We start from the raw sequence: 13,436 nt of genomic DNA, 5'->3' as shown, positions 1-13,436 counted from the left end.
ATTCGCCACCCCGTTGCTGTTAGACCTGAATCATCAAACTGCAGCCCAGTTTTCAAGGTAAGGATGGTCCATCAGATGTCGCTGGATGATGTCGATGTTCGCCAGATCGAAGCCGGTGAAGCGCCGACCCGGTTCGCCCGTGGTTGGCATTGCCTTGGCCTGACCAAGGACCTCGGTGACGGCAAGCCGCACTCGGTCAACGCCTTCGGGCAGAAGCTCGTCGTGTTCCGTGGGGAAGATGGCCGGCTCAACGTGCTGGACAGTTACTGCCGACACATGGGCGGCGACCTGAGCCAGGGCACCGTCAAGGGCAACGCGATCGCCTGCCCGTTCCACGATTGGCGCTGGGGCGGCGACGGCAAGTGCAAGCTGGTGCCCTACGCCAAGCGCACGCCGCGGCTCGCGCGCACCGCGAAGTGGGCGACCCTCGAGCAGGACGGGATGTTGTTCATCTGGAACGACCCCGAGGGCAGTGCACCGCCGGAGGACGTCTACATCCCGCGCATCGAGCAGGCGGGCAGCGACGAGTGGACCGATTGGCATTGGTACACAACGGTTGTCAACGTCAACTGCCGCGAGATCATCGACAACGTGGTCGACATGGCGCACTTCTTCTACATCCACGGTGCGGTGCCGTCGCACTTCAAGAACATCTTCGAAGGCCAGGTCGCGACGCAGTACATGAACGGTGGCGGCCGCGAGGACATGCAGGGCACCGAGGGCGCGAAGATGCTCGGGTCGACATCGGTGGCGTCGTACTACGGGCCGTCTTTCATGATCGACGACCTGACGTACCACTACCCGGACGCCGATCACAAGACGATCCTGATCAACTGCCACTACCCGATCGACGCGAATTCCTTTGTGCTGCAGTACGGAATCATCGTCAAGAAGGTCGAGGGTCTGCCCGAGGATGTGGCCGTCGCAACGGCGCACGCGCTCGGCGACTGGGTGAAGCAGGGCTTCGAGCAGGACGTGCAGATCTGGAAGAACAAGGCCCGCATCGACAACCCGCTGTTGGTCGAAGAGGACGGTCCCGTCTACCAGCTGCGCCGGTGGTACGAGCAGTTCTACGTCGACGCCGCCGAGGTGGTGCCGGAGATGACCGACCGCTTCGAATACGAATTGGACACCACCGTCCCGCGCGAGGCGTGGACGAGGGAGATGGAAGCCAACATCGCAGCGCGGGCCGCGGAGTCGGTCTGATGACCGCGCGGCCCGACATGCGGCTGGCCGACATGCCGATGGTGCCGGTGGCTTGCCGTGCCTGTGGCGCACAGGTTTTGGCGCGCAAGGGCAGCTGGCAACAGACCAGCGTGCAGTGGACCTCCGAGTCGGCCGCGAGGTGCGAGGAACGTCAGCGGGCGGAGTGCCTGCCGGGCCGGATCTTCCTGGCCTGTGGCCAGCTGAAGGAGTCCATCGCGGCGGCGGTGGCGGCGGGTGTCGTGCACGTCGTCCAGGACGAACTGGGCGTGGCACCATAGCCGCATGAGCTCAGACAAGCGGGTCGCGGTCGTCACCGGCGCCAGCAGGGGCGCCGGCAAGGGCATTGCCGCGGCGTTGGTGGCCGACGGGTGGACGGTTTATCTCACCGGTCGCACCGTCACCGACCCCGGCGACGGCGGCATCGCCGTTGCGGTGGACCATCGCGACGACGATGCGGTGGCCGCGTTGTTCGCCCGGGTGGCCGACGAGGCCGGTCGGCTCGACCTGCTGGTCAACAACGCTGCCGTGGTGCACGACAACCTCGTCGACCCGAAGCCGTTCTGGGAGAAGCCGATCGGCCTGGGTGACGTGCTCGACGTCGGCCTGCGGTCGGCCTATGTCGCGTCGTGGCACGCCGCGCCGCTGCTGGTGGCGCAAGGGCGGGGCCTGATCGCATTCACGTCGTCGCCGGGAGCGGTGTGTTACATGCACGGCCCGGCCTACGGCGCGCAGAAGGCCGGCGTGGACAAGATGGCGGCCGACATGGCCGTCGACTTCCACGGCACCGGGGTCTCGACGTTGTCGGTCTGGATGGGCATTCTGCTCACCGACAAGTTCAAGCAGGCGTTCGACGCCGACACGCTGGCCAAGGCTGCGGGCAATTTCGAAACGCCGGAATTCGTCGGGCATGTGATCAATGCGCTGTACCGGGACCCGGACCTGGACGGAATCAGCGGGCAGACCGTGATCGCCGCCGAAGAGGCCCAGCGCTACGGCATCACCGACGTGGACGGCCGGACGCCGCCTTCGCATCGGGCGATGCTTGGTGATCCGCGGGTGCCCAGCGACGTCATCGTCCGCTGAGCGGACAACTCGGACACAGTGCGCTGAGGGGACAGTGCGCCGCGCTGAGGGGACAGTGCGTGCTGTTTCAGCTGAGCACCCGCGGAAGTACTAGCAGTGCGCGCCGCCGTCGATCCGGATCTCGGTGCCGGTGAGGAACGCGCCGTCATCGGAAGCCGCCATGGCGACCACCGCGGCAACCGCGCTGGGGTCACCCAGGTTCGATTCGTTGCCGGTGTTGAGCATGGGTACCTGCTTGGTCCACAGGCCGTAGTCGGTGCCTTCGGGCATCTTGGAGAACGTGCCGTTGGCCAGCGGGGTGGACACACCACCGGGCTGGATGTTCACCGCTCGCAGCCCCTGCTTGGCGTATTCGAGGGCCAGCGAGTGGGTGAAGCTCAGGATGCCGCCCTTGCTGGCGGAGTAGGCCGCCATGTACGGGTGGGCGTAGCTCGCCGAGGTCGAGGTGAAGTTGATGATCACGCCGCGCCCCGAGGCCAGCAGGGCCGGCAGGGCCTGGCGGGTCATCAGGAAGGTGCCGGTCAGGTTGACCGAGATGATGCGGTTCCAGTCGGCCAGCGTGGTTTCGTGGGTGTGCGAGCAGGTCTCGATCGCGGCCACGTTGACCAGTACGTCCAGGCCGCCCATGTCGGCGATCGCGGCGTCGACGCCCTTGGTGACGGCTTCCTCGGACGAGATGTCGAGCACCGTGGTGGTCAGACGCGCTGCGGTACCGGCCTTTTCGGCGGCTTCCTTGGTGCGGGCCAGCCCATCGGCGGAGATGTCGCACGCGACGACGGTGCCGCCCTCATCGAGCAGGCGGGCCACGGTGGCCTGGCCGATGCCCGAGCCGGCACCGGTCACGATGACCCGGCGGTCGCTGAATCTATCCATGCTGCAAGTCCTTTCGTTGCCGAAGGATTCTTGCGGTACCGGAGTTCCCAGGGACAGCCGTTGCCCGGTCACCGGGACATCGGTTCAGGTATCGAGCGCGTCGACCGGCACCCGGCTGTCGTCGGTGACCGAGGCCGGGGCGGCGGGCTCCGCCGCAGCTGAGCGGCGCCGCCGGACCACCTCGAAGGAGCTCAGGATGACCAGTAGGGTCACGCCGCTCATCAGGAACTGTGATCGCGTGCCGGGTAGGAACGCCATCGCCAGGATGACGGCCGCCATGAGTGCGATGGTGGCGTAGCTCAGCCAGGGGAACAGCCACATCTTCAGTTTCAAGCTGCCCGGTGCGCTCCGCTCGACGCGGCGGCGCAGCACGACCTGGGAGATGGCGATGATCAGGTAGACGAACAGCGCGACGGCGCCGTAGGAGTTGATCAGGAAGTTGAACACCACGTCGCCCCACACGTAGGTCGCCGCGACCGACGCGTAGCCGACGGCGGTGCCCAGCAGAATCGCCCGGCGCGGGACCCCGCTGGCGGACAGCTTGGTGAAGAACCGCGGGGCATCGCCAGAGGTGGTGAGCGCGAACAACATTCGCGAGGTGGTGTACAGCGCGGAGTTGAGGCAGGACAGCACCGCGGTCAGCACGATGAAGTTCATGATCGTCGCGACGCCAGGGATGCCCAGCACAGTGAGCACCGACGCGTAAGGGCTGATGCCCACGCTCTTGGTGTTCCACGGCTGGATGGCCACCACCACGAGGATCGATCCGACGTAGAACCCGATGATCCGGAAGACGATCGACTTCATCGCCCGCGACACCGCGCGCTCGGGCTCGTCGGATTCGGCGGCGGCGATGGTGACGATCTCGGCGCCGGTGTAGAACGCGACGCAGGGGACCACGGCGGCCAGCACCGCGCCCCAGCCGAGCGGCGCGAAGCCGCCGTGATCGATCAGGTTGGCCAGACCGGGGGTGGAGTGCGGCCACAGGCCGGTGATCCACAGTGCGCCCATGGCCAGGAACACCACGATGGCAATGACTTTCACCGACGAGAACCAGTACTCGAATTCCCCGAACGAGCGCGCCGAGACCAGGTTGCTCGCGGTGAGGGCGAGCATGAGGCCGAGGCTCAACAGCCACAGCGGCACTGCGGGGAGCCATAGATGCAGGATGCGTCCGCCGGCGACGGCTTCGACCGCGACGACGATGACGAAGAAGTACCAGTACATCCAGCCGGTGACGAAGCCACCGCGGCGCCCGAGGGCCTGCCGGGCGTACACATAGAACGAGCCGACCACGGGTTGCGCCACAGCCATCGCGGCGAGCATCCGCATGATCAGCAGCGTGATGATGCCGGCGACCAGGAACGACACGATGGCCGCGGGTCCGGCGCTGCCGATCACGACGCCGCTACCGACGAACAGCCCGGCGCCGATCACCCCACCGAGTGCGATCAGGTTCAAATGCCTGCGCCGCAGCCCTTTCGCCAGTTGCGCGTCGCTGGCTTTGATCTCTGAACTCACCACCGACGCGACGATGCCGCAATTGTGCGCACCGCTCCATGGTTGTGTTCACCATGCGTTAATCGGGCCTAGCTGCGCGCCGCCAATACCAGGGCCCAGGCCAGTACGCCGGCGGCTGCGGTGTTGGCCAGGCCGCGGATCACGTTCCAGTGCACCCAGGTCGACTCGAATTGCGCCCGGAGCGTCGCGAGGTCGGCGGGCGCGGTCGAGGTGGCCGCGGTGGCGAGCTTGTTGTTCAGCGGCACGTTGATCGTGGACGTGATGACGAGGCTGATGATGTTGAGCGCCAGGCCGATTCCGGCCCAGATCAGCACCGGGCGGGCATCGGGCTTGAGGCAGAACGTCCCGGCCAGTGCGGTGAAGCCGACCGACCCCAGGAAGGTCAGCATGAACGGCGGGTTGACGATCACCACGTTGATCTTGTTCATGACGTCGATGAAGGTCCGGTCGTCGAACGCGCCGAGTGCGGGCATCACGGACACCGCGTAGGCGTAGTACAGACCGGCCAGGAGTCCGGAGGCCAGCAGGGCAACGATGAGCGCGGTCATGCCGAGGGATTGGGGCAGCTTGCTGAAGGTCATGGTCCGACCGTATTCAGCGAGTGCTGGACGATCCATCGTCAAAAGGCTCATTTACATACGCGAGCGTCTACATCGGCCATCGTCTAACGTGGATGCGTGGACGCCCTGGCGGGATTGCTGGAAGGGCCACGCGCCCGTGGCGCGTTTCTGATGCGGTCGTTGCTCGACCCGCCGTGGTCGCTGCGGGTCGAGGACCAGGCTCCGCTGACCATCGTCGTGGTGGCCCGCGGATCGGCGACCGTGTTGCCGGACGGCGCGGCGAGCCGGGACCTCGAGGCCGGCGACATCGCGATATTCCGTGGGCCCGACGGTTACACCGTTGCCGATGACGCCGCCACCGCGCCTCAGGTCATCGTGCACCCGGGCCAGGCCACCACGACCGTGGACGGTGAACCACTGTGTGAGGCACTGAGTCTGGGGGTCCGGAGCTGGGGTACCCGCCCGGATGCCGACACGCTGCTGATCACCGGTGCCTACGAGGAGGTGGGCGCCGTGTGCCGCCGGCTGCTGAGCGCGCTGCCACCGCTGGTGGTGGTTCGCCGGGATGAGGTCAACGGCATGCTGGTGGACCTGCTGCTCGACGAGATGTCGTGCGACGAACCGGCGCAGGGCGCCGTACTCGACCGGATGCTGGATCTGCTGACCATCGCGGCGCTGCGCAGTTGGTTGGCCCGCGAGGATGCCCCGGCTTGGTATCGCGCCTATCGAGATCCGCAGGTGGGCACGGCTCTTCGGTTGATCGAGAACAACCCGGCACACCCGTGGACGGTGGGCTCGCTGGCTGCCGAGGTCGGGCTGTCACGGGCGGCGCTGGCCCGGCGGTTCACCCAACTCGTCGGCGAACCGCCGATGGCACTGCTGACCGAGATTCGTCTGGCGCTGGCCACGGACCTGCTCCGCGGGTCCGACGCCACCATCGAAACCGTGGCGCGCCGGGTCGGCTACAGCACGGCCTTCGCGCTCAGTACCGCCGTCAAACGCCGGTACGGGATGAGCCCCAAGGCAATCCGCGCCGAGTTCGCCTAGCGGGTCTTGGCGAAGCGGCGGTGCCGCCACACGTACTGCGGGATGCCGCGCACGGGGACACCCTTGGGCCAGCTGTCGGGCCGGAAGTAGGCGTCGGTGCCGCCATCGACGAAAATAACGCTGCCGCAAAGGAATTCGGCTGAGTCCGACAACATGAAGGTGATCCAGTTGGCGAGGTGCACGGGATCACCGAAGTTGCCGGTCGGGATCGGGAAGGCGCGCACAGCCTTGCCCTCGCGCGGCGAATCGAGCTGAGCCTGCAGCAGCGGCGTCATGATGGCCCCGGGCGCCAGCACGTTGAGCCGGATGCCGCGGCCGGCCCAGTCGGCTGTCACCGCGGTCTGCCGGACCCAGCGGGCCACGGCGATCTTGGAGGCGGCGTACATGAGTGCGGAAGCGCCGCCACCGAAGAATCGCACGGCCCGGGCTGCGCGGTCGGCGTCGCCGGCCAGCAGTGCGCGGATCGCGCGGCGGGGGACCGCAGGCACCGTCGTGCTGGAGTTGCTACCCAGGGCAACGACTTTCGCGTTGCCGGTGGCCGCGAGCGCCGGGCGCCACGCGGTCAGCAGGTCGACGGTGCCGAGGTAGTTGATCTGGGCGATCAGGCGGGCGCGGTCCTTGCCGTCACCGGGACCGATCCCGGCGGCCAGCACAGCGCCGTCGAGCTTGCCCTCGGACAGTTCCAGCACGCGGGTGGCGGCGGTACGCCGGCCGTCCGCGGTGGACAGGTCGGCGATGACATCGGCGTCCTTGAGGTCGACCCCGATGACCGTATGACCCTGAGCGCGTAACTGTCCCGCTGCTTGGTATCCCATGCCGGATGCCGAACCGGTCACAGCGTAGGTGCCGATGATGAACTCCTCGATAGGTGGGGATTCGCCGTCTAGTTGGCGAGCAACTTGGTCACTGCGTCGGCCACGTCACGACGGGCGCGGTGTGCGATGTCGAGCACGGGCATGGTCAGGAAGCCGTGAATGGCACCGTAATACAACTCGGTGACCGGAACGCCCGCGTCGCGCAACGCCTCGGCGTAGGCCAGGGCCTCGTCCCGCATCGGGTCGTAGCCTGTGACCACGAGCACGGCCGGCGCCACTCCGGCGACGGATGCGGACAGCGGTGCCGCGTAAGGGTTTTCGCGGTCGGTGGTGTTGGGTACGTACTGGTCCCAGTACCACTGCATGGCGGCGGTGGTGTTGTAGTAGCCGGTGCGGAACTCGTGGTACGAGCCGTAGGTGAAGTCGGCGGTCAGCACCGGGTAGAGCAGTACCTGCGCGGCCAGCGGCGCACCGCAGCGGTCACGGGTCATCAACGCGGTGACCGCGGAGAGGTTGCCTCCGGCGCTGTCGCCACCGACCACGAGCTTCGCCGGGTCGCCGCCGAGTTCGGCGGCATGGGCGGCGGCCCATTGGGTGACGGTGTAGACGTCTTCTGCGGCAGCCGGCCACTGATGTTCGGGCGCCAGCCGGTAGTCGACCGAAACCACCACGGCAGGAATCGAATTCGCGAAGTTGCGGCAGAGACCGTCGTGCGAGTCGAGATCGCAGAACACGAATCCGCCGCCGTGGGCGAACACGAAGATCGGCAGCGACCCGCCCGGCTCATCGATGGTGGGCCGGTAGATCCTGACTCGGATGCCGTCGACCTCGGTATCGGTGACCGAGCCGACCGGTTCTGGTTCGGCAGGTGGGACGTACCGTCCGCGGATGGCGGCGCGCGCTTGCGCGCCGGTCATGTTGGGTAGGTCGGGGAAGCCGCCGTTGAGTGCCTCGAGCAGGCCGGCGATCTGCGGATCCAGGCTCATGCGCGATCCGCTCGCGCTACTCGCTGGTGACTCACGCGTACTGGAGCGCCGGACCCATGCGCAGCGGGCGCATCGGCTGCAGCGTCGGTGCCACGCGGGAATCCTCGGCGTTGCGCCAGATGCCCATGGCGGTCATGCGCACGGGCGCGGTCAGCTGTTCGAAGGCCATGCGGTTCATTGGACCACACACGGAGACGGCGGCGACGGCCTCACCCTGGCGGCCGATCGGCGCAGCGACACAACCGAATCCGGGCACCGACTCTTCGCGCTCGAAGGCGACGCCGTGGGCGCGGACCTTGGCCAGTTCGGTGGCGAGCTGGGCGCGGTTGGCGATGGAGTACTTGGTCTTGCGGCTCATGAGGTCTACCTCGGCGTCCTGGTTGTAGGCCAGGATCGCCTTGCCGACGGCGGTACAGTGCGCCGGCTGGCGGCCACCCACCCGCGACGGCAGCACGGTCATCATGCCGTTGCCGACCTTCTCCAGGTAGACGACGTCGCCGCCGTCGAGCACGGCGAGGTGGACGACCAGGCCGGTGGCGCGGTGCAGTTCGTGCAGCAGCGGGCCGGCGGCGCGATGCATCCGGTCTTGATGCACCGCAAGGGAGCCGAGCTCGACCAGGCGCATGCCCAGTTCGTAGTCGCGGCCATTGCGGCGCAGCCAACGCAGCTGGACCAGGCGCTCCAGCATCCGATGGGCGGAGGAACGGGGCAGACCAGTGCGACGCACGATCTGCGCCAGGGTCAGGCGGCCGGGGCCGTCGAACGCGTCGAGGACCAGCGATACCCGGTCGATGACCGCGCTGGGGGTGGTGGATTCGACTGCTGCTGTCATGTCGGCCTCCGAGCTCCGTTGCTTCGTGTACATATTCCTATTAGGAATATGACTGTTTGTATCACACGCTGGTGGGGCTTGTCACACATTTCGCGGGGAACGCGGCAGAATATATGCACGACGAAGTGCCCCCAAGCCGGCCGGCAGGGGGCACTTTGTGTGTCGATTTTGCAGCTCATGGCCCAAATTTGGGACACGATCCCGTGGTTACCGTGGTGGCGACACGCGTAGTGACGACACGCCGGACCTGCGGTTTCAGCTCTGCGCCGCGGACCTCCCGGCGCGGCGCCCGTAGAAGCTGCCGTCGCCCAGGGACACGCCACTGGCATAACCCCAGGCAGACAGGCCCGCCGCGCTGCGCCCGGCGGCGAAGAGGCCGGGAATCGGCTCGCCGCTGACATGCAGCACCCGGCCGTCCAACGTGGTCAACAGGCCACCGAGGGTGAACCCGCCGGTGCTGTTACGCAGATCGATCGCACCGACCGGTGATCCGATGGGACGCAGCCACTGCGGCTTCTTGTGCAGCAGCGGGTCCTCGCCGCGCGCGGCGTGCTCGTTGTAGTAGGCCACGGTGTGCTGCAGGACGCCGTCCGGCAGCCCGATCTCGGCTTCGAGCTCGGCCACCGTCTCGCAGACCCAGGTGGCAGGCCGGCGTAGGAACGGTGTCGCAGACGTCGCGGCCATCGCCTCCTCCTGGGCATCGCCGTCGATGATCAGATAGGCGGCGTTGTCCTGGTAATACAGCGTCTGCTGGCCGATGCGCCCGGGATAGGTGTCCTCGGCGATGTATCGCTGGCCGAAACCGTTCACCAGGATGCCGCGGACCAACTGCTGCGGATCGCAGAAGAACGCCACCTCGGTGGCATCCATGTGCGCCAGGTCCGCGCCCAGAACCTGGGCCATCCGGATGGCCCGGCCGTCGTGTTGCTCGATGCTCGCCGCGGGACGGCCCGCGATGCGGGGTGCGTACTGCGCGACCATCTCGTCGCTGTAGGCGAAGCTGCCCGAGGCCAGCACCACGCCGCGGCGGGCTTTGATCGCCACGGTGTCGCTGTACCGGCGCGCGACGATGCCGACCACGCGGCCGTCGGCCTCGGTGATCAACGACTGCACCTCGGTGTCGTACACCGACCGGACGCCCTGCGCGGTCGCGGTTTCCACCAACGGCTTCATCAGCATGTAGCCGCCGCTGCGTTCGCCCGTCACCTTGCCGGCCATCTGCGGCACGTGGCCGCGCGGTGCCGGGGAGGCAATGGTGTTGTACGGGAAGGCGTTTTCGCCACCCGTGAACATCAGGCCCTCGTCGCCCGGCGGCTCCCAGCCCGGTTCACCCCAGAACACCGGCTTGAACGGCACGCCACAGCTGACCAGCCAGTCGTAGTGGGCCACGCTGCCGGCGCAGTAGTCGTCGATCCGTTCGGCATCCGCGCCCGGGCCCATGGCCACCTTCAGGAAGGCGGCCATGTTGTCGACGGAATCCTCGAAGCCACACGCCTTCTGGAGCGCCGTGCCGCCGCCGAGATAGATGAACCCACCGGCCATGGCGGCGGCGCCACCCCAGCCGCCGGTGCGCTCGACGACCAGTACGTCGGCGCCGCCGGCAGAGGCTTCCACCGCGGCGGCCGCGCCGGCGATGCCGTAGCCGACGACGACGACGTCGGCTTCGTCGTCCCATGCGGTGATGGACGACGCCGGGACCGGGAACAGGTCAGTGCTCATGGCAGCATGGCCCGCGGCGGAACGCCCATCCACTCATGGCCCCAGTAGCTGTCGGCGGTGATTTCCTCTGCGGTGTAATGCCGTTCGTCGACCGTCATGCCCTCGGTGCCGAACTCGATGTCCCAGTCGCCGGGCGAACGCACGTAGAACGAGACCATCTTGTCGTTGGTGTGGCGGCCCAGCGTGGAGGACAACTGGAAGCCGTCGCGGTTCACGCGGTCGAGCGCCTGCCCGACGGCATCGAGGGTGTCCACCTCGACCATGAGGTGGATCAGCTTCGGGTCGCGCAGCGTGGCGGCCGGGCAGATCGCCAGGCTGTGGTGCCGCTCGTTGATGCCCAGGAACTGCACCCGCAGCGGGCCGAACTCCGGGGGAGCGGGCACGCGGAAGGCGCCGCGGGGCAGGAAGCCCAGCACGTCGGTGTAGAAGTCGAACAGTCCCTTGGCGTCCTGGGCGGGCAACACCACGTGACCGAGGCCGAGTCCATCGGTGACGAAGCGGGCACCGAACGGCGTGACGACGGGGCTATGGTCCAGCACCGCACCGTGGAATACCTCGACGTCGTTGCCGGCCGGGTCGACGAAGGCGATGACCTCGTCGACGCGGCGGGCGTCGGCATCTTCCAGGGACAACTGCTTCCACGGCACGCCGGCGCCGTCCAGGGTGGCCTGCACGCGGCGCAGCGCGGCGCCATCGCGGACCTCCCAGCCCACGGTGACGATGCGGTCGGCATCGCCCGGTACCACGATGATGCGCGCGGTGCGCTCGTCCATCCGCAGGTACAGCGCGTCGGGGTCGGGACCGGTACCGGTCGCGAAACCCAGTACCTCGAAAGCGAATTGGCGCCAGCGCTCGATATCGGCGGTCTGGACCTTCACATAGCCCAAGCTCTTCAGATCGGTCACGTCAGATCATGCCTCGCAGCGGGCCCTGGGGATCGACGCCCAAGCTGCTCAGCGCCGACGCGTGGAATGTGGTGCCCGGGACGTGGATGGCGTGCGCCTGGCCGACGTGTGCGTCACGCCAGTAGCGCTGCAGCGGCTTGTCCATGCGGGTGGCGTTGCCGCCGCAGCGGGCGAAGATTTCGTCGACCGCGGACACCGCGCGCCACACCGACCGGATCTGGGTGCGCCGGCCGGCGGCACGGTCCTCGAAGGACACCTCCTTGCCGGCGTCGACCATGTCGTAGATGCGGTCGGCGTTGGCCAGCAGTTCCTGGCGGGCGGCGTTGATGTCGGCGGCGGCCTCACCGATGGCGTACATGACGTAGGGGTCGTCCTTGATGGCCACGCCACTGGAGTTGACTCGTTCGCGCTGGTAGTCGAGTGCGGCGCCCAGGGCGCCCTCGGCGATACCGATGACGGCGGACGAGATGCCCAGCGGGAACATCGTCGACCACGGCATCAGGTACAGCGTCGAGGTCATGCCGGCCTCGCGCTGGGCGCGGCCGTCCATCACCTTGGTGGCATCCATGGTGCGGTAGGTGGGGACGAAGGCGTCCTTGACGATGACGTCCTTGGAGCCGGTGCCGCGCAGGCCCACGACGTTCCAGGAATCCTCGACGATTTCGTAGTCGCTGCGGGGCAGGATCATGTGCAGCATCTGCGGCGGCATGAGGGGCTTGCCCTCGGCGTCACCGAGCATGGCGCCCAGGAAGATCCACTCACAGTGGTCGGTGCCCGAGCTGAACTGCCAGCGGCCGTTGAAGATGTAGCCGCCGTCGACCGGCCGGGCCACGCCCTGCGGGGCGTACGGGGAAGCCACCCAGGTGTCGGTGTCGGATGCCCAGATCTCGGCGGCGACCTTCGGGTCCGCGTACGCCAACTGGTAGGGGTGGACGCCGACCACGCCGTTGATCCAGCCCGCGGCGGGATCCAGGGCGGCGGTCGCCATCACGGTCTCCGCGAACTCGCGCGGATGTACCTCCAGGCCGTCGTATTCCTTGGGCTGCAGCAGCTTGATATTGCCGGCGGCCTTCATCATCTTGACGGTCTCGTCGGGCAGCTGGCCCAACTTCTCTGCTTCCCAGGCTTGTTCGCGAAGCTGGTCGGCGATGTCACCGATCTTGTCGATAACCCGCTGGGTCATGGTCGTTTCCTAACTCCTGTGATGGGCTAACTAATGGTTTACCGCACCCGTCATGCACCGGGAGGCTGTTCCCGGTGAGCGGGCGAAATTCCGATACCCGAAGTCGAATCGGGTGTTCTCGGCCATGTCACCGAGTCTCGGCGCCGGTGATCGGTTCTGGTCACAGGTCGGTCCGATGGTCGGGACAGGTGGTGGTAGAGCGTCCGATGATCGGGACGCTGATGACCAGCATCCGCTTGATTGGTGGCAACACCGATGGGTATCTGATTGTGTCGCATCAGTTTTGGGATTTGCCGGCATCTACGCCGTCGGCACACAGGGCGTTCGGTGCCGCAGGCGGGACTTATGGCTCTGGGGGTCGGACCGATGGGCCCTACAGCGTCGGTCCGGATCGCCGAATCATTGACCCGGATAGGTCACGACCAACCGGAACAGAGGCAGTGCGATGGCTGAATCGGTGCGACGTAAGGCGCAGGCGACAGCTGTCGCCAGCGCGTCAGTGCTCTTCGGTGTCTGGGTAGCCGCGATCATGCACCCGACCACCATGGCTGAGCCACCCGGCTGCTGGGGGCCCGACGGTGTGGACTCTGACTGCTTGGGACCCGGCCCGTACGGGCACGGCCAGTGGGGGCCGGAACCGGGAACAATGGGACCGGGCGCCATGATCGTTCCCGGACCTTCGGGTCCCGCGTGGGCTGGACCCGAT

At 67.3% G+C, this 13,436-nt stretch carries 13 protein-coding genes; 4 read left to right on the top strand and 9 right to left on the bottom strand.

Features of this window, described 5'->3' with window-relative positions; genetic code table 11:
- Positions 1 to 75: 75 nt before the first annotated feature.
- The 3 genes from ACNO8X_RS19745 to ACNO8X_RS19735 are packed head-to-tail and all read left to right on the top strand — an operon-like array spanning position 76 to position 2,289.
- A complete protein-coding gene (locus tag ACNO8X_RS19745; RefSeq protein WP_418002372.1) occupies positions 76 to 1,206 on the top strand; it encodes a Rieske 2Fe-2S domain-containing protein in 1,131 nt (376 codons plus the stop codon).
- Positions 1,206 to 1,484, top strand: coding sequence for a ferredoxin (locus ACNO8X_RS19740; protein ID WP_418002371.1), 279 nt, complete (start codon positions 1,206 to 1,208; stop codon positions 1,482 to 1,484). Before ACNO8X_RS19745 ends, ACNO8X_RS19740 begins: the two co-directional genes overlap by 1 nt.
- Positions 1,485 to 1,488: 4 nt before the next feature.
- On the top strand, positions 1,489 to 2,289 hold the full coding sequence (locus ACNO8X_RS19735) for an SDR family NAD(P)-dependent oxidoreductase (protein WP_418002370.1): 801 nt from the start codon (positions 1,489 to 1,491) through the stop codon (positions 2,287 to 2,289).
- Between the two features lie 90 nt (positions 2,290 to 2,379).
- Here ACNO8X_RS19735 and ACNO8X_RS19730 read toward each other — a convergent pair whose 3' ends face one another.
- The 3 genes from ACNO8X_RS19730 to ACNO8X_RS19720 form a co-directional block, all read right to left on the bottom strand.
- Positions 2,380 to 3,162, bottom strand: a complete 783-nt coding sequence (locus ACNO8X_RS19730) for an SDR family NAD(P)-dependent oxidoreductase (protein WP_260941460.1) — start codon at positions 3,160 to 3,162, stop codon at positions 2,380 to 2,382.
- Positions 3,163 to 3,246: 84 nt separating this feature from the next.
- A complete protein-coding gene (locus ACNO8X_RS19725) occupies positions 3,247 to 4,683 on the bottom strand; it encodes an amino acid permease (protein WP_418005965.1) in 1,437 nt (478 codons plus the stop codon).
- A 68-nt stretch (positions 4,684 to 4,751) separates the two neighbouring features.
- Complete coding sequence (locus tag ACNO8X_RS19720; protein ID WP_418002369.1) at positions 4,752 to 5,264, bottom strand: DUF1772 domain-containing protein; 513 nt, start codon at positions 5,262 to 5,264, stop codon at positions 4,752 to 4,754.
- A 96-nt stretch (positions 5,265 to 5,360) separates the two neighbouring features.
- Here ACNO8X_RS19720 and ACNO8X_RS19715 point away from each other — a divergent pair, with 96 nt between their 5' ends.
- Entirely contained in the window at positions 5,361 to 6,290 is a 930-nt protein-coding gene (locus tag ACNO8X_RS19715; RefSeq protein ID WP_418002368.1) for a cupin domain-containing protein, read from the top strand.
- Here ACNO8X_RS19715 and ACNO8X_RS19710 read toward each other — a convergent pair.
- The 6 genes from ACNO8X_RS19710 to ACNO8X_RS19685 form a co-directional block, all read right to left on the bottom strand.
- Complete coding sequence (locus ACNO8X_RS19710; protein ID WP_418005964.1) at positions 6,287 to 7,141, bottom strand: SDR family oxidoreductase; 855 nt, start codon at positions 7,139 to 7,141, stop codon at positions 6,287 to 6,289. The two genes, ACNO8X_RS19715 and ACNO8X_RS19710, sit on opposite strands and share 4 nt — an antisense overlap.
- A 32-nt stretch (positions 7,142 to 7,173) precedes the next feature.
- Complete coding sequence (locus ACNO8X_RS19705) at positions 7,174 to 8,091, bottom strand: alpha/beta hydrolase (protein WP_418002367.1); 918 nt, start codon at positions 8,089 to 8,091, stop codon at positions 7,174 to 7,176.
- A 31-nt stretch (positions 8,092 to 8,122) separates the two neighbouring features.
- Positions 8,123 to 8,923, bottom strand: coding sequence for an IclR family transcriptional regulator (locus ACNO8X_RS19700; RefSeq protein ID WP_020103748.1), 801 nt, complete (start codon positions 8,921 to 8,923; stop codon positions 8,123 to 8,125).
- 255 nt (positions 8,924 to 9,178) lie between these two features.
- The gene (locus tag ACNO8X_RS19695) at positions 9,179 to 10,642 is read right to left on the bottom strand and encodes an FAD-dependent oxidoreductase (RefSeq protein ID WP_418002366.1); all 1,464 of its coding nucleotides are present in this window, start codon (positions 10,640 to 10,642) and stop codon (positions 9,179 to 9,181) included.
- Complete coding sequence (gene bphC / locus ACNO8X_RS19690) at positions 10,639 to 11,547, bottom strand: biphenyl-2,3-diol 1,2-dioxygenase (RefSeq protein ID WP_418002365.1); 909 nt, start codon at positions 11,545 to 11,547, stop codon at positions 10,639 to 10,641. Before bphC ends, ACNO8X_RS19695 begins: the two co-directional genes overlap by 4 nt.
- Position 11,548: 1 nt before the next feature.
- Positions 11,549 to 12,730: an acyl-CoA dehydrogenase family protein gene (locus tag ACNO8X_RS19685; protein WP_043393489.1), complete on the bottom strand. Its 1,182-nt coding sequence runs from the start codon at positions 12,728 to 12,730 to the stop codon at positions 11,549 to 11,551.
- Positions 12,731 to 13,436: the final 706 nt, after the last annotated feature.

Origin of the sequence: Mycobacterium sp. PDNC021 (assembly GCF_048282635.1) — a bacterium.
Lineage (GTDB): Bacteria > Actinomycetota > Actinomycetes > Mycobacteriales > Mycobacteriaceae > Mycobacterium > Mycobacterium llatzerense.
Note: the sequence above shows the minus strand (reverse complement) of the source record. Positions and strands in the feature narration are given on the sequence as shown.

Bases quoted from the DNA above. Each gene is read 5' to 3' on its own strand.
- ACNO8X_RS19745 (WP_418002372.1), top strand. From the start codon at position 76: ATGTCGCTGGATGATGTCGATGTTCGCCAGATCGAAGCCGGTGAAGCG.
- ACNO8X_RS19740 (WP_418002371.1), top strand. From the start codon at position 1,206: ATGACCGCGCGGCCCGACATGCGGCTGGCCGACATGCCGATGGTGCCG.
- ACNO8X_RS19735 (WP_418002370.1), top strand. From the start codon at position 1,489: ATGAGCTCAGACAAGCGGGTCGCGGTCGTCACCGGCGCCAGCAGGGGC.
- ACNO8X_RS19730 (WP_260941460.1), bottom strand. From the start codon at position 3,162: ATGGATAGATTCAGCGACCGCCGGGTCATCGTGACCGGTGCCGGCTCG.
- ACNO8X_RS19720 (WP_418002369.1), bottom strand. From the start codon at position 5,264: ATGACCTTCAGCAAGCTGCCCCAATCCCTCGGCATGACCGCGCTCATC.
- ACNO8X_RS19705 (WP_418002367.1), bottom strand. From the start codon at position 8,091: ATGAGCCTGGATCCGCAGATCGCCGGCCTGCTCGAGGCACTCAACGGC.
- ACNO8X_RS19700 (WP_020103748.1), bottom strand. From the start codon at position 8,923: ATGACAGCAGCAGTCGAATCCACCACCCCCAGCGCGGTCATCGACCGG.
- ACNO8X_RS19695 (WP_418002366.1), bottom strand. From the start codon at position 10,642: ATGAGCACTGACCTGTTCCCGGTCCCGGCGTCGTCCATCACCGCATGG.
- ACNO8X_RS19685 (WP_043393489.1), bottom strand. From the start codon at position 12,730: ATGACCCAGCGGGTTATCGACAAGATCGGTGACATCGCCGACCAGCTT.